Annotated in this window: 21 protein-coding genes and 1 pseudogene; 16 read left to right on the plus strand and 6 right to left on the minus strand. The window is 67.5% G+C overall.

All coding sequences use genetic code 11. From position 1 onward, the window contains the following. The 11 genes from AC5Y30_RS08555 to AC5Y30_RS08605 all read left to right on the plus strand — a co-directional run. Positions 1-427 (plus strand): MCE family protein (locus AC5Y30_RS08555; protein WP_499917697.1); only part of this gene is annotated, 427 nt, incomplete at its 5' end. Next, positions 424-1,464, plus strand: a complete 1,041-nt coding sequence (locus tag AC5Y30_RS08560) for a virulence factor Mce family protein (RefSeq protein ID WP_499917698.1) — start codon at positions 424-426, stop codon at positions 1,462-1,464. The genes AC5Y30_RS08555 and AC5Y30_RS08560, both read left to right, overlap by 4 nt. After that, positions 1,461-3,053 (plus strand): virulence factor Mce family protein, encoded by a 1,593-nt coding sequence (locus tag AC5Y30_RS08565; protein ID WP_499917699.1) that lies wholly within the window; start codon positions 1,461-1,463, stop codon positions 3,051-3,053. The genes AC5Y30_RS08560 and AC5Y30_RS08565 overlap by 4 nt, the downstream gene beginning before the upstream one ends. Next, the gene (locus AC5Y30_RS08570; RefSeq protein WP_499917700.1) at positions 3,050-4,666 is read left to right on the plus strand and encodes a virulence factor Mce family protein; all 1,617 of its coding nucleotides are present in this window, start codon (positions 3,050-3,052) and stop codon (positions 4,664-4,666) included. The genes AC5Y30_RS08565 and AC5Y30_RS08570 overlap by 4 nt, the downstream gene beginning before the upstream one ends. A 17-nt stretch (positions 4,667-4,683) precedes the next feature. Further along, positions 4,684-5,835: a virulence factor Mce family protein gene (locus AC5Y30_RS08575; protein WP_499917701.1), complete on the plus strand. Its 1,152-nt coding sequence runs from the start codon at positions 4,684-4,686 to the stop codon at positions 5,833-5,835. Continuing rightward, the gene (locus AC5Y30_RS08580; RefSeq protein WP_499917702.1) at positions 5,829-7,379 is read left to right on the plus strand and encodes a virulence factor Mce family protein; all 1,551 of its coding nucleotides are present in this window, start codon (positions 5,829-5,831) and stop codon (positions 7,377-7,379) included. Before AC5Y30_RS08575 ends, AC5Y30_RS08580 begins: the two co-directional genes overlap by 7 nt. Continuing rightward, positions 7,349-8,092, plus strand: a complete 744-nt coding sequence (locus AC5Y30_RS08585) for an Rv1363c family protein (protein ID WP_499917703.1) — start codon at positions 7,349-7,351, stop codon at positions 8,090-8,092. Before AC5Y30_RS08580 ends, AC5Y30_RS08585 begins: the two co-directional genes overlap by 31 nt. Beyond that, positions 8,089-9,060: an RDD family protein gene (locus AC5Y30_RS08590; protein ID WP_499917704.1), complete on the plus strand. Its 972-nt coding sequence runs from the start codon at positions 8,089-8,091 to the stop codon at positions 9,058-9,060. Before AC5Y30_RS08585 ends, AC5Y30_RS08590 begins: the two co-directional genes overlap by 4 nt. After that, complete coding sequence (locus AC5Y30_RS08595) at positions 9,057-9,617, plus strand: Rv1363c family protein (RefSeq protein WP_499917705.1); 561 nt, start codon at positions 9,057-9,059, stop codon at positions 9,615-9,617. The genes AC5Y30_RS08590 and AC5Y30_RS08595 overlap by 4 nt, the downstream gene beginning before the upstream one ends. Beyond that, entirely contained in the window at positions 9,584-10,369 is a 786-nt protein-coding gene (locus tag AC5Y30_RS08600; protein WP_499917706.1) for a mammalian cell entry protein, read from the plus strand. Before AC5Y30_RS08595 ends, AC5Y30_RS08600 begins: the two co-directional genes overlap by 34 nt. A gap of 73 nt (positions 10,370-10,442) precedes the next feature. Then, positions 10,443-11,108, plus strand: coding sequence for a YoaK family protein (locus AC5Y30_RS08605; protein ID WP_499918217.1), 666 nt, complete (start codon positions 10,443-10,445; stop codon positions 11,106-11,108). On the opposite strand, the gene AC5Y30_RS08610 is transcribed toward AC5Y30_RS08605, so the two are convergent. The 4 genes from AC5Y30_RS08610 to AC5Y30_RS08625 all read right to left on the minus strand — a co-directional run bounded on the left by AC5Y30_RS08610 (position 11,101) and on the right by AC5Y30_RS08625 (position 15,433). Beyond that, the gene (locus AC5Y30_RS08610; RefSeq protein ID WP_499918218.1) at positions 11,101-12,210 is read right to left on the minus strand and encodes a phosphodiester glycosidase family protein; all 1,110 of its coding nucleotides are present in this window, start codon (positions 12,208-12,210) and stop codon (positions 11,101-11,103) included. The two genes, AC5Y30_RS08605 and AC5Y30_RS08610, sit on opposite strands and share 8 nt — an antisense overlap. Before the next feature lie 79 nt (positions 12,211-12,289). After that, positions 12,290-13,747, minus strand: a complete 1,458-nt coding sequence (locus AC5Y30_RS08615; RefSeq protein ID WP_499917707.1) for a YhgE/Pip domain-containing protein — start codon at positions 13,745-13,747, stop codon at positions 12,290-12,292. Positions 13,748-13,804: 57 nt separating this feature from the next. Next, complete coding sequence (locus AC5Y30_RS08620; protein ID WP_499917708.1) at positions 13,805-14,530, minus strand: pirin family protein; 726 nt, start codon at positions 14,528-14,530, stop codon at positions 13,805-13,807. Between the two features lie 24 nt (positions 14,531-14,554). Further along, positions 14,555-15,433, minus strand: a complete 879-nt coding sequence (locus AC5Y30_RS08625) for a MarR family transcriptional regulator (RefSeq protein ID WP_499918219.1) — start codon at positions 15,431-15,433, stop codon at positions 14,555-14,557. Positions 15,434-15,507: 74 nt separating this feature from the next. Between AC5Y30_RS08625 and AC5Y30_RS08630 the strand changes: the two genes are divergently transcribed. Continuing rightward, positions 15,508-16,641: an NAD(P)H-dependent amine dehydrogenase family protein gene (locus tag AC5Y30_RS08630; protein ID WP_499918220.1), complete on the plus strand. Its 1,134-nt coding sequence runs from the start codon at positions 15,508-15,510 to the stop codon at positions 16,639-16,641. Between the two features lie 2 nt (positions 16,642-16,643). Here the strand turns inward: AC5Y30_RS08630 and AC5Y30_RS08635 are convergent, their stop codons facing one another. Together AC5Y30_RS08635 and AC5Y30_RS08640 are read right to left on the minus strand one after the other, a co-directional pair. Next, positions 16,644-18,053 carry an alpha/beta hydrolase domain-containing protein gene (locus AC5Y30_RS08635; protein ID WP_499917709.1) on the minus strand — a complete coding sequence of 470 codons (1,410 nt, stop codon included), beginning with the start codon at positions 18,051-18,053 and terminating at the stop codon, positions 16,644-16,646. A 13-nt stretch (positions 18,054-18,066) separates the two neighbouring features. After that, positions 18,067-19,201 (minus strand): annotated as a pseudogene (locus AC5Y30_RS08640) (sigma-70 family RNA polymerase sigma factor). Between AC5Y30_RS08640 and AC5Y30_RS08645 the strand changes: the two are divergent. From AC5Y30_RS08645 to AC5Y30_RS08660, 4 genes are read left to right on the plus strand one after another with little or no spacing between them, the layout of a single operon-like run. Beyond that, on the plus strand, positions 19,194-19,988 hold the full coding sequence (locus tag AC5Y30_RS08645) for an alpha/beta hydrolase (protein ID WP_499918222.1): 795 nt from the start codon (positions 19,194-19,196) through the stop codon (positions 19,986-19,988). The pseudogene AC5Y30_RS08640 and the gene AC5Y30_RS08645 overlap by 8 nt on opposite strands. 36 nt (positions 19,989-20,024) lie before the next feature. After that, a complete protein-coding gene (locus AC5Y30_RS08650; protein WP_499917710.1) occupies positions 20,025-20,774 on the plus strand; it encodes a DUF2786 domain-containing protein in 750 nt (249 codons plus the stop codon). Then, the gene (locus tag AC5Y30_RS08655) at positions 20,771-21,283 is read left to right on the plus strand and encodes a TIGR04338 family metallohydrolase (RefSeq protein ID WP_499917711.1); all 513 of its coding nucleotides are present in this window, start codon (positions 20,771-20,773) and stop codon (positions 21,281-21,283) included. Before AC5Y30_RS08650 ends, AC5Y30_RS08655 begins: the two co-directional genes overlap by 4 nt. A gap of 44 nt (positions 21,284-21,327) precedes the next feature. Further along, complete coding sequence (locus AC5Y30_RS08660; RefSeq protein ID WP_499918223.1) at positions 21,328-23,403, plus strand: beta-glucosidase; 2,076 nt, start codon at positions 21,328-21,330, stop codon at positions 23,401-23,403. The last annotated feature ends 18 nt before the right edge of the window (positions 23,404-23,421 follow it).

Consider the following 23,421-nt stretch of genomic DNA (forward strand, 5'->3'; position numbering starts at 1 on the left):
GCTGTTCTGCACCGTGCGCAACTACCACGACATCGAGCCCAAGGCCGCGTCCTTCCTGGGCGGCAATGGCTATTCGCTGGTCGCCCACACCCAGGCGCTGTCCGGATTGGGGCTGGTCGCGAACCCCCTGTCGCTGGTCGCCGTCTCCGCGCTCACGCTCGGGCTCGGCGGCGCGGTCGGCCTGATCGGTGGTGCGCCCAACCCCTACGTCTACCCGGAGAACCTGCCCCGGGTGAACGCGCGCGGCGGCCCGGGCGGGGCGCCGGGGTGCTGGCAACCCCTCACCCACGACCTGTGGCCCGCTCCGGAGCTGGTGATGGACACCGGCAACAGCCTCGCGCCGTACAACCACCTCGACACCGGATCGCCGTATGCGATCGAGTACGTCTGGGGCCGCCAGGTAGGGGATAACACGATCAACCCATGAAAATCACCGGAACCATTGTCAAGCTCAGCATCTTCTCGGTGGTGCTGTTGGTCTTCACTGTGATGATCATCGTCGTGTTCGGTCAGATGCGCTTCGACCGCACCAGCAAATACTCGGCGGAGTTCAGCAACGTCAGCGGCCTGCGCGCGGGCCAATTCGTCCGCGCCTCCGGCGTCGAGGTCGGCAAGGTCGACACGGTCGAGCTGGTCGACGGCGGCAAGCGGGCGCGGGTGAAGTTCAACGTCGATCGCTCGATACCGCTGTACCAGTCGACGAGCGCCCAGATCCGCTACCTCGACCTGATCGGTAACCGCTACCTGGAGCTCAAGCGCGGCCAGGGCGAAGGGGCCGACAAGGTTCTGCCGCCGGGCGGCTTCATCCCGCTCGCCCGCACCCAGCCGGCGCTCGACCTCGACGCCCTGATCGGTGGGTTCAAGCCGTTGTTCCGGGCGCTCGACCCGCAAAAGGTCAACACCATTGCGACCGCGCTCGTCACGGTTTTTCAGGGTCAGGGCGGCACCATCAACGACATCCTCGATCAGACCGCGCAGCTGACCAACCAGCTCGGTGAACGCGACCAGGCCATCGGCGAGGTCATCAAGAACTTGAACACGGTGCTGGACACGACGGTTCGGCACCGGCAGCAGTTCGACCAGACCATCAACAACCTGGAGGTGTTGATCACCGGTCTGAAGGACCACGGTGACCAGCTGGCCGGGGGGACCGCGCACATCAGCAACGCCACCGGCACGGTTGCCGACCTGTTGGCCGAGGACCGCGGGCTGCTGCACAAGACGCTCAACTACCTCGACGCGGTGCAGCAACCGCTGATCGATCAGCAGGACCAACTGCAGGACTACCTGAAGAAGGTGCCGACGGCGTTGAACATGATCGGGCGCGCAATCGGGTCCTATGGGGACTTCGTGAACTTCTACGCCTGCGACATCACTCTGAAGATCAACGGCCTGCAGGCCGGCGGTCCGGTCCGCACGGTCCGGTTGTTCCAGCAGCCGACGGGTAGGTGCACGCCGCAATGAGAACACTGGAACCACCCAACCGGGTTCGCATCGGCCTGATGGGCATCGTCGTGACGGTGCTGGTGATCGGCGTGGGCCAAAGCTTCACCAGCGTCCCGGTGTTGATGGCCAAACCGCACTACTACGGGCAGTTCAGCGACACCGGCGGCCTGAGCAAAGGCGACAAGGTGCGCATCGCCGGGGTGGACGTCGGCAAGGTAGAGGGCCTCAAGATCGACGGTGATCACATCGCGGTCCAATTCAACGCCGGCACAGCACAATTCGGCACCGAGAGCCGGATCGCGGTAAAGACCGACACCATTTTGGGTAAGAAGGTCCTCGAACTCGAGCCGCGCGGCAACCAAACGCTGAAGCCGGGCGGGACGCTGCCGATCGGCCAGAGCACCACGCCGTATCAGATCTACGACGCGTTCTTCGACGTCACCAAGGCCGCCCAGGGCTGGGACATCGACACGGTCAAGCAGTCCTTGCACGTGCTCTCGCAGACCATCGACCAGACCTATCCGCACCTGAGCCCCGCCCTGAAAGGGGTGGAGAAGTTCTCGGCCACCGTCGGCAAGCGCGACGAAGAGGTCAAGCACCTGCTCGCGCAGGCCAACAAGGTGGCCAGCATCCTCGGTGATCGCAGCGATCAGATCGACCGGTTGCTGGTCAACACCAAGACGCTGCTGGCCGCCTTCAACGAACGCGGTCAGGCGATCGACGCCCTGCTGGGCAACATCGCGGCGTTCTCCGAACAGGTCAAGGGCTTCATCAACGACAACCCGAACCTGAATCACGTGCTGGAGCAGCTGCGCACGGTCAGCGACATCCTGGTGCAGCGCAAGGACGACCTGGCCAACGGTTTCACCGAGGTCGGCAAGTTCCTGCCGTCCCTGAACGAGGCCATCGCCTCGGGCCCGTTCTTCAAGGTGGTGCTGCACAACCTGGCCCTGTACCAGATTTCGCAGCCCTGGGTCGACGCCGCCTTCAAGAAGCGCGGGATCGATCCGGAGAACTTCTGGCGCAGTGCCGGATTGCCGGAGTTCCGGTTCCCCGACCCGAACGGCACCCGGTTCCCCAACGGCGCGCCGCCACCCGCGCCCCCGGTGCTCGAGGGCACGCCCGACCACCCGGGTCCGGCCGTACCCCCGGGATCGCCCTGCTCGTACACGCCGGCCAATCCGGGCGGCAACGTCACGGTCGGGGACGAGGGTCTGCCGCGGCCGTGGAATCCGTTGCCGTGTGCTGGTGCGGCGTCGGGTCCGTTCGGCGGGCCGGGCTTCCCGGCGCCGGTCGACGTGATGACGTCGCCGCCGAACCCGAACGGTCTGCCGCCCACGCCGGGCATCAACATCGCGGGCCGGCCGGGCGATCCGCCACCCGACGTCCCGGGGACTCCGGTGCCGTTGCCGGCGCAGGCACCCCCGGGCGCGCGCACCGAGAACCTCGCGCCGGCCGGGCCGACGCCGCCGCCGTCGACGTTCGCGCCGGGGTTGCCGCCGGGACCGCCGGCGCCGCCCGGGCCGGGCAACCAGCTGCCCGCGCCGTTCATCAATCCCGGGGGATCTGGAGGCAGTGGCGCAGCGGGGGGAGGTAGCCAGAATTGAGCACCATCTTTGACGTCCGCAACCTGCGGCTGCCGAAGCTGACGCGGGCATCGGTGATCATCGCCTCGCTGGTGGTGATCCTGGCGATCGTCGTCGGCTACGTCGGTTGGCGCTTGTATCAGAAGGTGACCACCAACACCGTGGTGGCCTACTTCCCGGCGGCGAACGCGCTGTACCCGGGCGACAAGGTCCAGATCATGGGGCTGCGGGTGGGCGCGATCGACAAGATCGAGCCGGTCGGCAACAAGATGAAGGTCACCTTCCACTACGAGAACCAGTACCGGGTCCCGGCCAACGCCTCGGCGGTGATCCTCAACCCCACCCTGGTGGCGTCGCGGGCCATCCAGCTCGAACCCGCCTACAAGGGCGGCCCGGTGCTCGCCGACAACGCGGTGATCCCCGAAGAGCGCACCCAGGTGCCGGTGGAGTGGGATCAGCTGCGCAACAGCATCACCAACATCATCTCCAAGCTGGGCCCCACACCCGAGCAGCCGAAGGGCCCGTTCGGTGAGGTCATCGAGTCGTTCGCCAATGGGCTGGCCGGCAAGGGCAAGCAGTTCAACGACACGCTGAGCAACCTGTCGCAGGCGCTGACCGCGTTGAACGAGGGTCGCGGCGACTTCTTCGCGGTGGTGCGCAGCCTGGCCCTGTTCGTCAACGCCCTGCACAACGACGACCAGCAGTTCGTCGCGCTGAACCAGAACCTGGCCGATTTCACCACGCACCTCGCGCACTCCGACAACGACCTGGCCAACGCCATCCAGCAGTTCGACGGCCTGCTCAGCACCATCCGCCCGTGGCTGAACCAGAACCGCGAGGTGCTGACTCACGACATCAACAACCTCGAAACCGTCACGAACACGCTGCTGCAGCCCGATCCGCTGAACGGGCTGGAGACCGCGCTGCACGTCCTGCCGACCGCCGCGGCGAACATCAACCAGATCTATCACCCGTCGCACGGTTCGGTGGTCGCCATCCCGTCGATCACCAACTTCGCGAACCCGATGCAGTTCATCTGCAGCGCGATCCAGGCCGGTAGCCGGCTGGGATATCAGGAGTCGGCCGAACTGTGCGCGCAGTACCTCGCGCCGATTCTGGATGCGATCAAGTTCAACTACCCGCCGTTCGGGTTGAACCTGTTCAGCACGGCCGAGACGCTGCCCAAGGAAGTCGCCTATTCGGAGGATCGGCTGCATCCGCCGAACGGATACAAGGACACCACCGTCCCGGGCATCTGGGTGCCCGACACCCCGACGTCGCACCGCAACACCCAGCCGGGCTGGATCGTCGCCCCGGGTATGCAGGGCCAGCAGGTCGGGCCGATCACCGCGGGCCTGATGACCCCGGAGTCGCTCAATGAGCTGATGGGCGGACCGAACATCGAGCCGGTCCAGTCGACTCTGCAGACCCCGCCGGGGCCGCCGAACGCCTACGACGAGAACCCGATAGCGCCGGTCATCGGCCAGGTTCCGCCGCAGGTTCCCATTCCGCCGCCACCGCCGGGGCCGGGCGTGATCCCGGGACCGGTCGCCCCGACACCGGCGCCGGTGTCCGCGCCCGCACCGAACGCGGGTGGCCCCGCGTCACCCGCTGACTTTGGAGGTGGCCAGTGAGGGGCGCGACGAGCGCGATGAGGTTGGTCCGGCACCGGGCGTGGCAGACGTTGATCCTGCTGGTCGCGGCGATGGTGCTGAGTTCGTGTGGCTGGAAAGGCATTTCGAACGTCGCCATCCCGGGCGGCCCCGGCAGCGGCTCGGGCTCCATGACCATCTACGTGCAGGTGCCGGACACCCTGGCGATCAACGGCAACAGCAAGGTGATGGTCGCGGACGTGTTCGTCGGCTCGATCAAGGCGATCAATCTGAAGAACTGGATCGCCACCCTGACCCTGGGCGTGGACAAAAAGGTCAAGCTGCCCAAGAACGCCACCGCCCGGATCGGCCAGACCTCACTGCTGGGTTCGCAGCATGTCGAGCTCGCCGCGCCGCCGAATCCGTCGCCCGAACTGCTCAAGAACGGCGACACCATTCCGCTGAAGAACTCGACCTCGTATCCCACGACCGAGCAGACGCTGGCCAGCCTGTCGCTCATCCTGCGCGGCGGCGGCATCCCCAACCTGGAGGTGCTGCAGAACGAGATCTACAACATCTTCAACGGGCGCGGCGAACAGATCCGGGCACTGCTGGGCAAGCTGGACACCTTCACCAGCCAGCTCAACGCGCAGCGCGACGACATCACGCACGCCATCGACTCGACCAACCGGCTGCTGACCTACGTGGGCGGCCGCGCCGATGTCTTGGATCGAGTGCTCACCGACATTCCGCCGCTGATCAAGCATTTCGCCGACACGAAGAACCTGCTGATCAACGCCACCGACTCGGTGGGACGGCTCAGCCAGGCCGCCGACCAGTACCTGTCGGAAACGCGCGGGCCGCTGCACACTGACCTGCAGGCGCTGCAATGCCCCCTCAAGGAGCTCGGCAAGGCCTCGCCTTATCTGATCGGTGCGCTGAAGTTGATCCTCACCCAGCCGTTCGACATCGACACGGTGCCCAAGATGTTCCGCGGTGACTACATCAACATCTCGCTGACGCTCGACCTGACCTACAGCGCGGTCGACAACGCGTTCCTCACCGGGACGGGATTGTCCGGAGCCCTGCGGGCGCTCGAGCAGTCCTTCGGGCGCGACCCGGAGACGATGATTCCCGACGTGCGCTACACGCCGAACCCGAATGACGCACCGGGTGGACCGCTGGTGGAAAGGGGGGACCGGAATTGCTGACTCCCTTCATCCGACGCCAGCTGATCGCCTTCGGGGTCCTGACCGTCATCTCGCTGCTCGTCCTCGGTATCTACTACCTGCAGATCCCGAGCCTGATGGGCATCGGCCGGTACACGCTCAAGGCCGACCTACCGGCATCGGGAGGGCTGTATCCCACGGCCAACGTCACCTATCGGGGCATCACCATCGGCAAGGTCACCGACGTCGAGCCGACCGAGCACGGCGTGCAGGCGACGATGAGCATCGACAGCCACTACAAGATCCCGATCGACGCGACCGCCAACGTGCACTCGGTCTCGGCCGTCGGTGAGCAGTACCTGGACCTGACCTCGTCCGGGAATACCGGCAAGTACCTGGCGGAGGGCCAGACCATCACGAAGGGCACCGTGCCCGCCGAAATCGGGCCGGCCCTGGATACCGCGAACCGCGGGCTGGCGGTGCTGCCGAAGGAGAAGATCGGTCAGCTGCTCGACGAGACGGCGCAAGCCGTCGGCGGGTTGGGCCCCAACCTGCAGCGGTTGGTCGATGCCACGCAGGCGATCGTCGGTGACTTCAAAAACCAGATGACCGACGTCAACGACATCATCCAGAACTCCGGCCCGGTGCTCGACAGCCAGGTCAAATCGGGCGATGCCATCGAACGTTGGGCGCGCAACCTCAACCGGCTGGGTGCCCAGACCGCGCAGGAAGATCAACACCTGAAAAGCGTGCTGCGCCAGGCGGCGCCGACGGCCGACCAGGTCAACTCGGTCTTCAACGACGTGCGTGACTCGCTGCCCCAGACACTGGCCAACCTCGAAGTCGTCATCGAGCTGCTCAAGCGCTACCACACCGGCGTCGAGCAGGTCCTGGTGTTCCTCCCGCAGGGCGCATCGATCGCCCAGACGGTGGCGGCGCCGTTCCCGAACATGGCCGCGCTGGACCTGGCGTTGTCGATCAACCAGCCGCCGCCATGTTTGACCGGCTTCATTCCGGCGTCGGAGTGGCGGTCACCGGCCGACACCAGCGTTCAGCCATTGCCCACGGGTACGTACTGCAAGATCCCGATGGAGACCCCGGCCAACGGCGTGCGCGGATCGCGCAACATCCCGTGTACGGACGTTCCGGGTAAACGCGCCGCGACTCCGCGGGAATGCCGTGACCCCAAGCCGTACGTGCCCGCGGGTACCAACCCGTGGTACGGCGACCCCAACCAGATTCTGACCTGCCCCGCGCCGTCGGCGCGGTGTGACCAGCCGGTCAAGCCAGGCATAGTGATTCCCGCGCCGTCGGTGAACAACGGGCTGAACCCGGCACCCTCGGACCGGGTTCCCGGCACACCCCCGCCCACCAGCGATCCGCTGTCCCGGCCGGGGTCGGGTACCGTGCAGTGCAATGGCCAGCAGCCCAACCCCTGTGTCTACAAACCCAGTGGGCCTCCCTCGGCGATCTACAGTCCCCAAAGCGGTGAACTGGTAGGGCCAGACGGGGTGAAATACTCCGTCGAGAACTCGACCAGAACAGGAGACGATGGATGGAAGGAGATGCTGGCACCAGCCGGCTGAACCCCATCGACACGGACGATTCGTTGACCACGCAGGACAAGGACGAGGATTCGACGGCACCCGAGACCGCGCACACCGATCCGCAGGACGCCCCGGGGGATCCCGTGGAATCCACCGACGGTGACGCCGACGTCGACGCCGAGGAGTCCGAGTCCGACGGCGCTGCCGACAACGCCGCTGAATCCGGCGAGCCCGCCGTGGCCGCGCCCCGGCGTCCGTCCCGGGTGGGTCGCGGGTGGCTGGCCGCCATCGCCGCGGTGCTGGTGCTCTGCGCCGGCGCCATCGGGGCGGGTGGCTACCTCGCTCTGCACTACCACCAGCAAAGCCAACGGACCGCCCGCAACGACGACGCGGCGCTGAAGGCCGCGGTGGAATGCGTGTCGGCGACCCAGGCGCCGGACACCAACGCGATGACCGCGAGCGAGCAGAAGATCATCGACTGCGGCACGGACGCGTTCCGCTCGCAGGCGTTGCTGTACACCAGCATGCTCGTGCAGGCGTATCAGGCCGCCAACGTCCACGTTCAGGTGTCGGACGTGCGGGCGGCCGTCGAACGCAACAACCCCGACGGCTCGATCGACATCCTCGTCGCGATGCGCGTCAAGGTGGCCAGCGACCAGAACCAGAACGAAGCCGGCTACCGGCTGCGCGTGAAAATGGCCTTCGCCGAGGGGCAGTACAAGATTTCCAAGCTCGACCAGGTGACGAAGTGACGGTGGTGGCCGAACCCACTGCGCCCACGGCAATCCCACAGTCACCGCGGGAGACCTTGGCGCCCTGGCGATCTCGCGCCATCGCCGTCGCCGTCGACGTGCTGCCCGGCGTCGCCGTGGTGACGACCCTGGCGTTGGTGTCGTTCACCGTGCCGGCGGGCGGCGTGTGGTGGTGGCTGGCCATCTGCGTCCTTGGCATAGTGACCCTGCTGCTTCTGGTCAACCGGCTGTTGCTGCCGGTGATCACCGGCTGGAGCCTGGGCCGCGCACTGGTGGGCATCACCGTAACGCGGCGCACCGGCGCCACTCCGGGCCCGTGGACGCTGCTGCTCCGGGAGCTAGCCCACCTGCTCGATACCGTGTCGATCTTGGGATGGCTTTGGCCCCTGTGGGATTCGCGCCGCCGTACCTTCGCCGACATGTTGGTGCGCACGGAAGTGCGCCGCCTGGAAGCGGAGACGGCGCCACCTCACATCCGGCGCTGGAGCGCGGCCGCCGTGTCGAGTGCGCTGATCCTCTGCCTGGCCGGGGTCGCCATGAGCTTCTTCGTGTCGTACTCCGCGGACCGCGCGACCGATCAGACCCGCGCCCAGATCGCGACGCTGGGACCCAAGATGGTCGCCCAGATGCTGACGTATGACCCCAAGACGTTGCACGACGACTTCACCCGGGCACTGTCGCTGGCGACCGACAAATATCGGCCCCAGCTCGCGGCCCAGCAGGATCTGGTCCAGAAGGGGCACCCGGTCATCAACGAGTATTGGGTCACCAACAGCTCGATCGAATCGGCCAGCCCGGACCGGGCGAAGATGCTGCTGTTCATGCAGGGCCGCCGCGGGACCGGGCCCGAGCAGCGCTACATCAGCGCCACGGTGCGGGTGAATTTCGCCAAGGGAGGCGGAAACGATTGGCGCGTCGACGATCTCAACGTGCTGACCAAGCCGAAACAGCCCGGGGCCGGTAAATGAGCCCGCGCCGCAGGTTCGCCCCCGACGAGCGACCCCTGCTCGTCGCGCGGCCGGTCGAGGCCGAGGCGCCGCGACCCTGGCTGGTGCCGTTGGCCAGCACCGTCGCCGCGGTGCTGATGGTGGCGGCGATCACCGCCTGCGCGCTGATGCTCGCCTCGCACGCGTCCCGGGAGCGGACCGCGTCGAAGGACCGCGAGGTGCTGAACTACGTGAGCGGCTTCATGACGCAGTTCACCTCCATCGATCCGTTCCACGCCAACGACTACGTGAATCGGATCTTGGCGCAGGCGACCGGCGACTTCGCCAAGCAATACCAGAAGAACGCCAACGAGATTCTCCTCCAGGTCGCCCGGGCCGAACCGGCCACGGGCACCGTCCTGGACGCGGGCCTGGAGCGATGGAACGACGACGGCAGCGTCAATGTCATGGTGGCCACGGCGATCACCACCAAGTCTCCGGATGAAAAACAGGTGGTACAGAACGCCAATCGTTGGGCGGCAACCGCGACGCAGGAAGGGAACCAGTGGAAGATCAGCAACCTGCAGCAGGTGATGTGACCGCCGAGCAGAACACCGCCGCCGAAGGCGGCGCGACCACGGCGGCAGAGCGCGACGGCACGCTCCCGAGCGACGAAACTGCCGACGCGGCACCGGAATCCGACGCCACGGCGGCCGAGCCGGACGGCGCTGACGGCGAGGCCAGCGACGAGGCAACCGGCGAAGGGGAGGCCACCGGCCAGGATGCCGAGCAGGCCGCCGACACGGAGCCGGGCGATGGCCCGCGCAAGAAGCGGCGGACCGGTAGGGCCTGGGCCGCCGTCGCCACGATCGCCGCTCTGCTGTTCGTCGGGTCCGCCGCCTTCGCCGGCGCGATGATGCAGCCGTACCTGACCGACCGGGCCACCGCGGCAACGAAACTCAACGTCGCGCGGACCGCGGCCAACGCGATCACCACGCTGTGGACGTATACGCCGGAAAACATGGACACGCTGGCCGACCGCGCATCCCGCTACCTCAGCGGCGATTTCGAAGCGCAGTACCGCAAATTCGTCGACGCGATCGTGGCCCCTAACAAGCAGGCCAAGATCACCAACAGCACCGAGGTCACCGGTGCGGCGGTCGAAACGCTCGACGGCCCCAACGCTGCAGTCATCGTCTACACCAACACGACCTCCACCAGCCCGCTGACCAAGAACGTCCCGTCGCTGAAGTACCTGTCCTACCGGCTGTTCTTGAAGCGGTCCGACAACCGTTGGCTGGTGACCAGGATGACGACGATCACGTCGCTGGATCTGACACCGAAAGTTTAGCGGCGGCTGCCGGCGGAGCCGAAATATACTGCACCGCATGGCTGTCACGTCTCCGGTATCGCAACGATGGACGGTGGCCGCGTTGCTGCTGTTGACCTTCGCGACCGGCCTGGCCGACTCGATCAGCATCCTGGCGCTCGGTCACGTGTTCGTCGCCAATATGACCGGCAACGTGATCTTCCTCGGGTTCTGGCTGGCTCCGAGAAGCACCATCGACCTGACGGCCGTCGTGGTGGCCCTGCCGACCTTCATCTGCACCACGGTCGTCAGCGGCCGGCTCGCACGCCACTTCGGCGTCCGCACGCGAGCGTGGATCAGCACGGTACTGGCAACCGAGATCGTGCTGCTGGTGGCGCTGGCGATCCTGGCCGGCGCGGGAGTGCTGCGCTACCAAGGGAAGTCGAAGCTGATCATGATCGGCATCCTCGCGGTGACGTTCGGCCTGCAACACTCGAGCGCGCGCCAGTTCGGCATTCAGGAGCTGTCCACCACGGTCCTGACGTCGACGATCGTCAGCCTCGGGCTGGACAGTCGCCTGGCCGGCGGCACCGGCGAACGCCACAGGCTGCGCATCGGAGTCGTCGCGACCATGTGCGCCGGCGCGTTCTTCGGCGCGACGATGTCGAGATACGTGATCGCCCCGGTGTTCGTGGTCACCGCCGCGGTGATAGCAGCGAGTCTGCTGATCTTCCGGTTGGGGCCGGCTGCGACGAAACCTGCTGCGGCCGTTGCTAGTTGAACGCCAGCCAGCTGGGCAGCGCCCGCTCGTGTGAGTCGCAGAGCACCTGCCGGGTGTCGCACGATCCGCGCGGTGATCCGGCCCCGGCCCACATGCCCCCGGTGTCGCGGCGCAGCACGATCGCCGACGAGCCGCCGCCGTCGAGCAGGACGGCGTTATCGCTGCCGAGTCCGCGGAACAGGTCCTGCATGTTGTCCGGGGTGTAGTTGCCGCCCTCGAAGATGTACATCTCGTCCTTCTGCCGGGCATAGGCAATGGCCGTTCGCGCCGCGCTGGGCCCGCCGTCGTGCAGCTGTCCGGTGTTGCCGGGCGCCAACAGCCCGATTCCCGAGACCGCGACGAATCGCTCGTTCTTGTTCAGCAGGTCGGCGACCACCGGAGTGGCGGCGTCATAGTCGCTCTTTGTCTTGGGCCACACCACATACGGCGCACCACCGGACGGCAGGATCATGGTTGACAGCGCGCTCCAGTTTTCGCCGCCACCGGACAGGCCCTGCTTGCCGGGGTAGGCGACGGTGCCGGTGACCGCCTGGTTGGCGCGACCCTGCCCCTGGGTGTTGTCGACGAAGGCGCCGAGCGGAGAACTGCAGCCGGTCTGCCGCCAGGATCCGCCCTTTTGCCCTCGGACGTCGAAGAAGTTGGCGTTGATCGCGATGGTCGGCTGGCCCATGCGCTGCCAGGCCTGCAGCGGCGCGTAGAGCTCCGACGCCTGCCAGAGGCCCTCGCCGGTGCGGGCCCCGGGGTTGTTCTCGCACCTGGCCTGATCGCCCCGGTGCGTGTCGACCAGCAGGTGCGGCGACAGGCGACCCGCCGCGTTCTTGATGATCATCAGATGGCCGCCGTTGTCCATCTCGTACCAGCTGCCCCCGGCGTTGAGCATCGGCGCGGGATGGCCGGGGCCGAAGTTGTAGACCAGGTAGGAACCACGGGTGCTGTCGATGGCGTTGGCCAGCAGGTCGCGGCCGTCTGCGGCCCGGGCCAGGGGTTGTCCCGAGGTGATGGCCAGGGTGCAGCAGGCGACGACGGACGCGCAGCACGCCGCGAGCCGGCGGAAGCTGGCGCGTCGGGTCAGCACGTTAGCCCTTTCCGCCTGAAGCCGAATGCAACAAAGACATCATCAGCCTCAGGAGTCACACTGTCAACAAAGATAACGTTGGGGTGACGGTCGGGCTACGCGCGAATTACGCTTGCTCGCTTGAACTTTCGGGCCCGGCGGCGGCGGGTTGGGTGGCGCCGGATTCGGCCGACCCGGATTCGGCAGGCGCCGGCTCGGATCCGGCAGGCGCGGCGGCGGGCGCCCCCGCGTGCTTACCGCGGCGGGCCTGGTGCTGCGCCTGGTGCTCCTGGGCGATCGCCAGTTCGACCGCGCCCGGAATCCGGTGAAAGCCCTTGCGGTCGTAGAGGTGCGTGACGACGCCGCCGAGCAGCAGGCCGATGACAAGGCCGATCGTCGTCATGGTCAGGGCCTGGGTCAGACCGGCATCGCCATGGCCGCCGAAGTAGAGCAGCGAGCGGGCCCCGAGGAAGACCTGGTGCATCGGTTCGAATTCGGCCAGCCAGCGGAAGAAGGACGGCGTGGCCTCCAGCGGCACCGTGGCACCGGCGGACGGCAGACCGAGGATCACGAAGATGAGCATGCTGACCAGCATTCCGGCGGTGCCCAGCACCGAGAGCAGGGAACTGGATGTGATGCCCACCGCGGCGATCGCGAAGACCCCGAACGCCCAGAGTTGCCAGCTGTGGTCGATGGGCATGCCGAGCCCGTCGGCGATCGCCAGATACACCGCCGAGGTGAGCAGCCCCAGCAGCACCATCATGGCCCACTTCAGCAGCAGGGTCTGGAATCGGGAAATCCTGACCTGCTCGGCGAACCGGTACACCGGCCCGAATTCCGCCGGCACGTAACCGAGTAGCGCGTCCACCAGCGTGCTGACCACGATGCTGCCGGTGAATCCGGCCAGCAGCAGCAAGAGGGCGTAGTAGAAGGCCGACAGGCCGTTACCGGTGCCGTTCGGCAGTGGGTTGTACACGTTCGACTGGATGTCGATGGGGGCGCTCAGACCCACCTGGGCCGCCCCGGCCAGCGGCGCGCCGCCGGTCTGCGCGGCCACCTCCGCCATAACCCGTTGCCCTGCTATGCCGTTGGCCATTCCCATCGCCGTGTTGAGGGTCTGACCGGCGATGCTCGCGCCGAGCGTGCCGGCCCTCGGATTGGTGGAGACCGTGATCGACGGCCGATCGGCGCGGGCGGGCACTACCGCGCTGGTCGCGAAGTCTCGCAACTTCGACGAGAAGCTCGGCGGTATCAGCACCTGGCCGTACACCCGTCCGGTGTCCATTTGGTGCTTGGCCTCGCCTCGGGTGAGCACGCGAACGTCGAACTTGTTCTTGTCCAACCCATTGAGCAGGCGGTCGACGATCTGTGCGCCGCCGGGGCCGGCGTCCTCGTTCACCACCGCGATGGGGAAATGACGCAGGTTGGTTGTCGGGTTCAAGATGCCGCCGAGATAGAGCGCGCACAGCGCCGACATCAACGCGACGGTGATCACCAGGGGTGCCGCCCAGAACCGCACGGTGCGGATCGCCTTGATGTTCCGGTTGGGGTTGGGCGCCGCGTGCTGCGGGTGCGATTGAGGCATGCCGACTCCTGTCTGTCGAGCCCACTCTATGGGCTGCGGAGCCGGCCCTCTATGGCCTCAGTCACCCAGCTTCGCGTGCATCTCCCAGATCAGCAGTTCCGACGGCTCGCTCGCGATCACGCGCCGGCCGTCGGCGTCGGTGAATCGCACGGCATCGCCCTCGTTCACCGCGCCGATTCCCTCCACGTCGACCCGGCCCCGGGCCGCGAAAAGGTGCAGGTAGGGCGCCTGCGGAAGGCCCAACGCCACACCGGCCGCCAACCGCGTCACGTGCAGCGCGGCGTTGCGGTTGTGCAGGGTGATCGCGGCGTCATGCGCGAACATGCCTGAGGCGATCGTCACAAGATTGCCCGCCAACAGCTTCTGGTCGATCTCTCGCTGTTGATAGCTCGGTTCGACGCCGGCCTCATCGGGGGCCACCCACATCTGCACGAAATGAACCGGCTCAGTGGGGGAGTCGTTGCGTTCGGAGTGCAGGATTCCGCTGCCGGCCGACATGCGTTGCGCCAGGCCGGGATAGACCACGCCTTGGTTGCCCGCGGAGTCGCGGTGCGACAGTTCGCCCCGCAGCACCCAGGTCACGATCTCCATATCGCGGTGCGGGTGGGTGTCGAATCCCGTTCCCGGGGCGACGATGTCGTCGTTGTTCACCAGCAGCAGCCCGAAATGGGTGTTCTGCGGGTCATAGTGGTCACCGAAGGAGAAAGAGTGCCGCGATGTCAGCCACGCGGTTCTGGTGACGGCCCGGGTTTCCGCAGCCCTGATCTCCGTGGTCGCGGACATCGCCTCAGCCTAATGTCTGTGGCGTCACGCCACCGCCGCGGTGAGCATCCCCTGGGCGTGCCGAAGCGCCGCGTCGAGTTCCGGCAAGGTCAGCCCTGCCGAGTGGCCCAGGTGGATCTCGATCTGATACTCCGGCTGCCCGTCCTGGGCGAATATCGGCAGGACAACGAATTCCGTTGTGGCCAAGTCGGTCTCGAGTACATCGGTGATCGACCGCAGGGTCACCATCGTCATCAGCGTGGTGAGCTGGCGGGTGACCTGGGCCGTCGGCTCCAACGAGGCCAGCACATCGGCAAGCCGGGTGTGCAGCGATCGGTGAGTGTCATCGAACCGCCACGCGCCGTAGCCGCGGGCGCGGATATCGGCGAGTACCCGTCGGTGCTCGGCGATCTCGGTGCGGGTCAGCCTGGGCGTCACGCGATGCAACCACGCCTCGACGAAGTCATCATCGCGCCAGGCCATGGCGACCAGCCCGAACGGCGGGTCGATGGGGAAGCGCTGCCCCACGGCATGCTCGCCGTCGGTGGCATGGCCGACCGCATCGACGGTGGTCAGATGCCGGGTGCCGATCCTCGACATCGAGCAGCCCCCGCCGAGCGTGTGGTGCAGGAAGCGCAGCGCGTCGCGCCCGCGGTCCAGCAGCGGAAACTGCTGGCGCAGGCCGTGAACAAGTCCGAACAGTCCGCTGCCCAATACGTAGCGGCGATCGTCGCGGCGCGCCACCCAGCCCCGCCCTTCCAGTTCGGCCAGCACCAGGGCGCAGGTCGACGTGCTGATCGCGCAGCTCTTCGCCAACTCGGCCGAGGTCAAGCCGGGTTGCGAATCAGCCAGGGCGACAAGGACATTAATTACCCGGGCGGTCGGCGGTGATTTGGCACCCGATCCCCCGCGGGTCCCGGCCATTGACGTATCCACCGTCACCTCCTTACGATCCGCCTAAATATAGTCATATGTGTCCTAATATTAGGAGAGTGTCCGTGTTCAAGGTGGGAGTTTGGGGCCCGGGCTCGATGGGCGTGGTGGCCCTGCGCGGGGTGATCGACCATCCGGAGCTGCAACTGGTCGACGTCGTCGTGCACAGCGACGCGAAGGCTGGTCGCGATGCGGGGGAGCTGTGTGGCATCGCGCCCGTCGGCGTGGTGGCGACCCAGGATCCGGCGGCCCTGCTGGCCGGTGATGCCGATGTCGTGGTGTACGCCGCCGCCGCGAACTTGCGGCCGCTGGAGGCCGTCGAGGACATGGTGTCGATCCTGCGGGCCGGAAAGAACGTGGTGTCGTGTTCAGTGGTGCCGCTGGTATTTCCCGACGCCGTCGACGCCGCCTTCACCGACCCGCTGCGCCAGGCCGCGATCGACGGAGGGGTGTCGTTCTTCACCACCGGTATCGACTCCGGGTTCGCCAATGACGTGCTGCCGCTGGTCCTTACCGGAGTCTCCCGGGTGATCGAGTCGGTGCGGGTCACCGAGATGTTCAATTACGCCACCTATCCGGACCGCTCCGCCGTCTACGAGATTCTCGGATTCGGCCAGCGGCCGGACTACCCGGCCTTCGCGGCTCAGCCGGGGATCTTCACCTTCGGCTGGGGTCCGGTGCTGCACCAGTTGGCCGCCGGGCTGGGCGTCAAGATCGACAACGTCGAGGAGAGCAACGAGCGCATCCCCGCCACCGAGTCCTTCGACACCCCCACCGGTCACGTCGCCGCCGGAACCATCGCCGCGATGCGTTCGACGCTCACCGGTTACGTGGACGGGAAGCCCACTTTCGTGCTCGACCACGTGACGCGCATGCGTGACGACATCGCCCCGGATTGGCCGCAGCCACGCGTCTCCATCACACCGAAGGACCTCGGCTACGGGCCGGCGTCGGGACAGGGGCTCTACCGCGTGGAGATCGAGGGCTCGCCGAGCATGCGCTGTGAATTCGAGATGGCCGAGGGGGCGGACCACGACCTGGGGGCCCGGATCGCCGGCTCGTCGCGAATGGTCAACGCCATCCCCGCGGTTTGTGCGGCCCCGCCGGGACTGCTGTCCGCGCTGGACCTGCCGCTGATCACCGGGAGCGGCCTGGTGCGTCCGGTGCCTGGGCCGCCGCCGGACAGCCGGCTGTTCTAGCCCTAAGCCCGGCCGTCGGGAAAGGTCGCGGCGGCGAGCTGCAGGATTTCGGCGCGGTCGGCCGGCAGAATGAACCCGGCGGCGATCGCCGCGTCGAGGGCTGGGGTAAAGCCTTCCAGGTACTGCGCGCCGCCATCCGGATAGAGCCGCCGAATCGTGTTGGCGTCGAACAGTTCTCCGGAGCCGAAGATCGACGACATGATGCTCTCGTCGCCGCCCAGACCCGACGTCCTGGCGATCGGCACGTCCACCCATGGGGTTCTGATGCCACCGCGGGCGAGCCCGTTGCCATCCGGAACGGGTTGCGGCCCGGCGTCTTCGCGTACCTCGAGCGGGTCCGCGCTCGGGGCGGGTTCGCCGGAGACGACCCAGTTATTCAGCGCAGCCACCGCCGCTTGCACCACATAGTGGTGCTGCGGGCCGAAGTTGATGTTGTGTGCCAGCCGCTGGCCCATCAACATGTTGGTCGGCGCGTAGCCCGCCACGATGGTCTCGAGCGGTGCCGAGCCGCTGTCGATGAACGCAACCTGAATCGTGTAGTTGTCGGCGTGTGCGGCGCCGGCGATCTCCCAGACCCGCAGCCGCTCACCGTCCGGCTGCCTGGCGAAGTAGTAGCCGTCGCGCGGACCGCCGAAGACATCCGTCTCGGTGATCACCGCCAGCAGCGGGACACGCAGTTCCGGGCGGAACATAACCGGCTGTGTCGCAGAGGATTCGTCGAAGATCGAGCTGCCGTCCAGCGGGGCGGCCGGGCCGAAGCGGGAGTGCACCAGGAATCCGTCGTAGATGTGGGTCAGCGGGTCGACGGCGTTGACGTAGGTCGTGAGAAACATCGCGGACTGGGATTCGCCCAGCGCGATGACGTGCCGGGCGGGCAACCCGCGCAGGATGGCGTCGTGTTCGCCGTCCTTGATGAGCCCGCCGATCTGGGAGAACATGTCGTAGGAGAACGCGTCGCCCGGATGGTGCAGGGTCGCATACCGTTGCGGGTCTTGGCTTTTCAACGACATGTCCGTGCCGAGCAGGCTTTCGCCGCCTTCGACTCCCACCCGCTGAGCCGAGACCGCGACGTAGGCGTAACCGGCGCGCAGCATCTCGCGGTGCGCCATCATCCACACCGCGGCGGCGTCGATGCCACCGCTCACGTTGAGCCATTCGACCAGCACCGTCCCGTTGAACCGGGCGGGATCGGACGGCGTCAACACCACCATTCGGGTGGTGAAATCGGCCGAGCCCGAAGGTGTTACGTCCCAGCGGCCATCGGGACCCAGCTCGCTCACCGGGCTGTAGCTGCGGGCCGTGCCGGCGACCAGGAACTCCTCGACGCAGTACCCGACGTCGGCCAGGTCGAAGGCGCTCAGCAGCAGCGCCGGCTTGCCCGGGGTGGGGGTCACCTGGGTCGTGTGCGTCATGGCGCCGTCCTTCTCAATGCCGTTCCGCGGGAAGCGAACTGGGCAGGCCGAATTTCGTGAACAACGTGTCGTCGAGGAAGGCCACCACGTGGGACACCTTGCCGCCCCGCACATCCAGCACCTGCAGCTGAAAGGGCATGTGCGCCTCGCCGTCGCGCATGTACATGGCCGCGGCGGGCTGGCCGTTGGCGATCAGCGGCAGCATGCGCATGTCCCCGCTGCCCTCGGCCGGGCACTGCTGATGAATGAGGGTGACGATGGCCCCCGCCCCCTGATACCAACCGGTGTACGGCGGCATCTCCCAGATCGCCTCGGCGGTGAACAGGTCGACCAGCCGGTCGATGTCGTAGGTTTCGAACGCGGCGATGTAGCGTGCCAGCAGGTCCTGCGCTTCGGCCGAATCCGGTTGCACCAGTTGGTCTTCGGTGCTGGGCCCCACCTCCTCGAGCTGAGACCTGGCCCGCTGCAGCAGGCTGTTCACGGCGGTGGTGGTGGTCCCGACCGCATCGGCGACCTCCGCGGAGCGCCACTGCAGCACGTCGCGCAGCAGCAGCACCGCCCGCTGCCGTGGCGGAAGGTATTGCAGCGCAGCGACAAACGCCAACCGCACGGACTCCCGCGACCCGACGACGACCGAAGGGTCGGCCGGATGCTCGGTCAACTCCGGCAGCGGCTCCAGCCACGGCACCTCACGCCGCTCCACCAGCTCGGCTGTCGGGTCCGAGCTCGGACCGCCCAGGCCCACCGGCAGCGGCCTGCGCTGGCGTCCCTCCAGCGCGGTCAGGCAGGTGTTGGTGGCGATGCGATGTAACCACGTCCGCATCGAGGACTTGCCTTCGAAACGGTCGTAGGCCTTCCAGGCCCGGAGCAGGGTCTCTTGCACCAGGTCCTCGGCGTCGTGTAGCGACCCGGTCATTCGGTAGCAGTGGGCCAGCAGTTCGCGTCGATAGGGTTCGGCGTGCTCCGAGAAACCCTCGCCGGTCACCGGGTCACCTTCAGAGTTTTGCGCGAGAAGGCTCATCCGCATGAGCCTACGCAGTGTCGGGCCATCCGGCCCGAATCAACAGCCACTACGCTGCCGGTAATGACGAGGACCTCCGAGTGAACCGCACCGAACGCAGTTTCGACGGCTTCGGCGGTGTGCGCATCGTCTACGACGTCTGGACGCCCGACACCGCCCCGCGAGCCGTCGTGGTGCTCTCCCACGGTCTGGGCGAATACGCCCGGCGCTACGACCACGTCGCACAGCGCTTCGGCGAGGCCGGCCTGGTCACCTACGCGCTGGACCATCGCGGGCACGGCCGCTCCGGCGGCAAGCGGGTGCTGGTGCGCGACATCCATGAGTACACCTCCGACTTCGACACCCTGGTCGGCATCGCCACCCGGGAACACCATGGCCTCAAGTGCGTCGTGCTGGGGCACAGCATGGGCGGCGGAATCGTCTTCGCTTACGGCGTCGAACGCCCGGACAACTACGACCTGATGGTGCTCTCAGGGCCCGCGGTCGCGGCCCAGGACCAGGTCTCGCCGCTGCTGGGGTTGGCCGCCAAGGTGCTCGGGGTCGTCATGCCCGGGCTGCCGGCGCAGGAACTCGACGTCGACGCCATCTCCCGGGACCCCGCGGTGGTGGCGGCCTACAAAGAAGACCCGCTGGTGTATCACGGCAAGGTGCCGGCCGGCATCGGCCGCGCGTTGTTGCTGGTCGGCGAGACCATGCCGCGGCGGGCGCCGGCCCTGACGGCGCCATTGCTGGTGGTGCACGGGGAGCAGGACCGGCTGATTTCGGTCGCGGGCAGCCGGCGCCTCGTCGAGTGCGTGGGGTCCACCGACGTCGAGTTGAAGGTGTATCCGGGGCTCTACCACGAGGTTTTCAACGAGCCCGAGCGCCAGCAGGTGCTTGATGACGTGGTCTCCTGGATCACCGCGCGCCTGTGAGACGGGCGTGTCGGCGGGCTCCAGTATTTTGGCGCCATGACTGACGACAAGATGCTGGCGCGCATCGCCGCGCTGCTGCGTCAGGCCGAGGGCACCGACAACACCCACGAAGCCGACGCGTTCATGTCCGCCGCGCAGCGGCTCGCGACGGCCGCTTCCATCGACCTCGCGGTGGCGCGCTCCCATTCCGCCCAGCGGTCGGCGGCGCAGGCACCGACGCAGCGCACCATCACCATCGGGGCCGCCGGCACCAAGGGGTTACGCACGTATGTACAGCTGTTCGTGCTCATCGCCGCGGCCAACGATGTGCGATGCGACGTGGCGTCGAATTCGACGTTCGTTTATGCCTACGGGTTCGTCGAGGACATCGACGCCAGCCACGCCCTGTACGCCAGCCTGGTCGTACAGATGGTCCGCGCGTCGGACGCCTACCTGGCCTCGGGTGCGCACCGTCCCACGCCGACGATCACCGCCCGGCTCAACTTCCAGCTGGCGTTCGGGGCGCGCGTCGGCCAGCGGCTGACCGAGGCCCGCGACCAGGCCCGGCGGGAAGCCACCAAAGATCGCAGCCGGGCGCCGGGCACCGCTATTGCGTTGCGGGACAAGGAGGTCGAGCTGGTGGACTACTACCGCGGCGCGTCGAAGGCGCGCGGCACCTGGCAGGCCGCCCGGGCATCGGCGGGGTATTCGTCGGCGGCGCGGCGCGCCGGGGACCGGGCCGGCAAGCGAGCGCGGCTCGGCAACAGTCCCGAGCTTCCCGGGGCGCGGAGCGCGTTGAGCGGGTGACCGCGGGGGACTCCCCGCGGCGGGATTCTCAACGCTCCAAGGTCTATGCGGCCGAGGAGTTCGTCCGGACGCTGTTCGACCGTGCCGCCCAGCACGGCTCACCGGTGGTGGACTTCTTCGGCACGCAGTTGACGCTGCCGCCGGAGGCGCGATTCGGTTCGGTGGCCTCCGCGCAGCGCTATGTGGATGACGTGCTGGCGCTTCCGGCGGTGCGGCAACGGTGGCCGGCCGCGTCGACCCTGCGGGTGCGGCAACGGCGCGCCGCCAGCGCCGCGCACTACGAAAACCGTGAGGGCACAGGCATTATCGCGGTTCCCGATCGCGACACCGCCGACTGGGCGCTGCGCGAGCTGGTGATGCTGCACGAAGTGGCGCATCATTTGTGCCAGGCCGAGCCGCCGCACGGCCCCGAGTTCGTTGCGACGATCTGCGAGTTGACGGAGCTGGTGATGGGACCGGAACTGGGGCACGTGCTGCGCGTGGTCTACGCCAAAGAGGGCGTGCGGTGAGCCAGGCCGATCCCGACGCGCGGGCCCGCGACGTCGAGGCCCGGATGACCGACGACGAGCGGTTCGGGCTGCTGGTGTCGGTGCTGGGGGCCGGCGAGATGTGGCCGGTCCGCGACGAGCGGATCCCCGCGGACACGCCGATGAGTGCGGGATACGTGCCGGGCATCCCGCGCCTGGGTGTGTCGGCGTTGCTGATGAGCGACGCCGGCCTGGGCATCACCAACCCGGGTTTCCGCCCGGGCGACACGGCCACTGCGCTGCCCGCCGGTCTGGCGCTGGCCGCCAGCTTCAATCCGTCACTGGCCCGGGCCGCGGGTGAACTGATCGGCCGCGAAGCGCGCAGCCGCGGGTTCAACGTGCAACTGGCCGGTGCGATGAACCTGGCCCGCGACCCGCGCAACGGCCGCAACTTCGAATATCATTCCGAGGACCCGCTTTTGACCGCCACGATGGCCGCCGAGTCGATCGACGGCATCCAGCGCCAAGGCGTGATCTCGACGGTCAAGCACTACTCGTTGAACTGCAACGAAACCAACCGGCACTTCCTGGACGCGGTCATCCATCCCGATGCCCACCGCGAATCCGACTTGCTGGCCTTCGAATTGGCGATCGAGCGCGCGCAACCCGGCGCCGTGATGACCGCCTACAACAAGATCAACGGTGATTACGCCGCGGCGAACTCCGTCTTGATCAACGAGGTCCTGAAGGATGCCTGGGGCTACCCGGGGTGGGTGATGTCGGATTGGGGTGCCACGCCGAGCTGGCGGTGCGCCCTGGCCGGCCTCGATCAGGAGTGTGGCGCCCAGATCGACACGCTGTTGCGGCAGGCCGAGTCCTTCGGTGCGCCGCTGCGCGACGCGTACGCCGACGGGCGGCTGACAAAGGAGCGATTGTCGGACATGGTTCGCCGGATCCTGCGGTCCATGTTCGCCGTCGGTGTCGACAATGCCGAGCCGGCGCCGCCACCGGACCTGGCCGCGCACAACGAGATCGCGCTGAACATCGCCCGGCAGGGAACGGTGCTCCTGACGAACCGGGGGCTGTTGCCGTTGGAGCCCGGGTCGAGTGTGCGTATCGCCGTCATCGGGGGATATGCGCACCTGGGTGTGCCGGCCGGATACGGTTCCAGCACCGTTCTGCCGCGAGGTGGGTACGCGGCCGTGGTGCCCATCGGCGGCACGGGCCTGGAGGCCGGTATGCGCAATCTGTACCTGCTGCCACCGAGTCCGCTGGAAGAGCTACGAAAACAGTTGCCACACGCGCAGATCGAATTCGACCCGGGCATCAGTCCCGCCGAGGCGGTGCGCGCGGCGCACAGGGCCGACATCGCGATCGTGTTCGCGGTCCGCGCGGAGGGTGAAGGCTTCGACATCGCCGACCTGTCGCTGCCGTGGGGCCAAGACGAACTGATCACCGCGGTGTCGGCGGCCAACCCCGACACCGTCGTGGTGCTGCAGACCGGCAATCCGGTGAGCATGCCCTGGCGCGAGACGGTGAACGCCGTTGTGCAGGCGTGGTTTCCGGGCCAGGCCGGCGCCCAGGCCATCGCCGAGGTCCTCACCGGCCGGGTGAATCCTTCGGGCCGGCTGCCGATCACCTTTCCGGTGGACCTCGACCAGACGCCGCGCCCGCAGTTGCCCGACCCCGGCGAACCGTGGGGGAAGGCGAGCACCATCGAATACTTCGAGGGCGCCGACGTCGGTTATCGCTGGTTTGCCACGCGAGGCCACCAGCCGATGTTCGCCTTCGGTCATGGGTTGTCCTACACCAGGTTTGACTACCACGACCTGGTGGCCAGCGGCGGCGAAACGATCCGTGCCAGCTTCACCGTCGTCAACGTCGGCGACCGCGCCGGGACGGACGTTGCCCAGCTCTACCTGACGGCCGCCGCCGGTGAACCGTGCTTGCGGCTGCTGGGATTCGCGCGGGTGGAGCTCGAGCCCGGGGCGACCCACCGGGTGAGTATCGAGGCGGACCCGCGCCTGCTCGCCCGCTACGACGGCGGCGCCAAAAGCTGGCGGATTAGCCCGGGCGCCTATACGGCGGCGGTGGGTGCGTCGGCGATAGCGATGCGGCTGGAAGCCACGGTCGAGGTGACCGGCCGTACGTTCGGGCGGTGAATCACACGGGCACACACC

The organism is Mycobacterium sp. NGS27 (assembly GCF_059813005.1).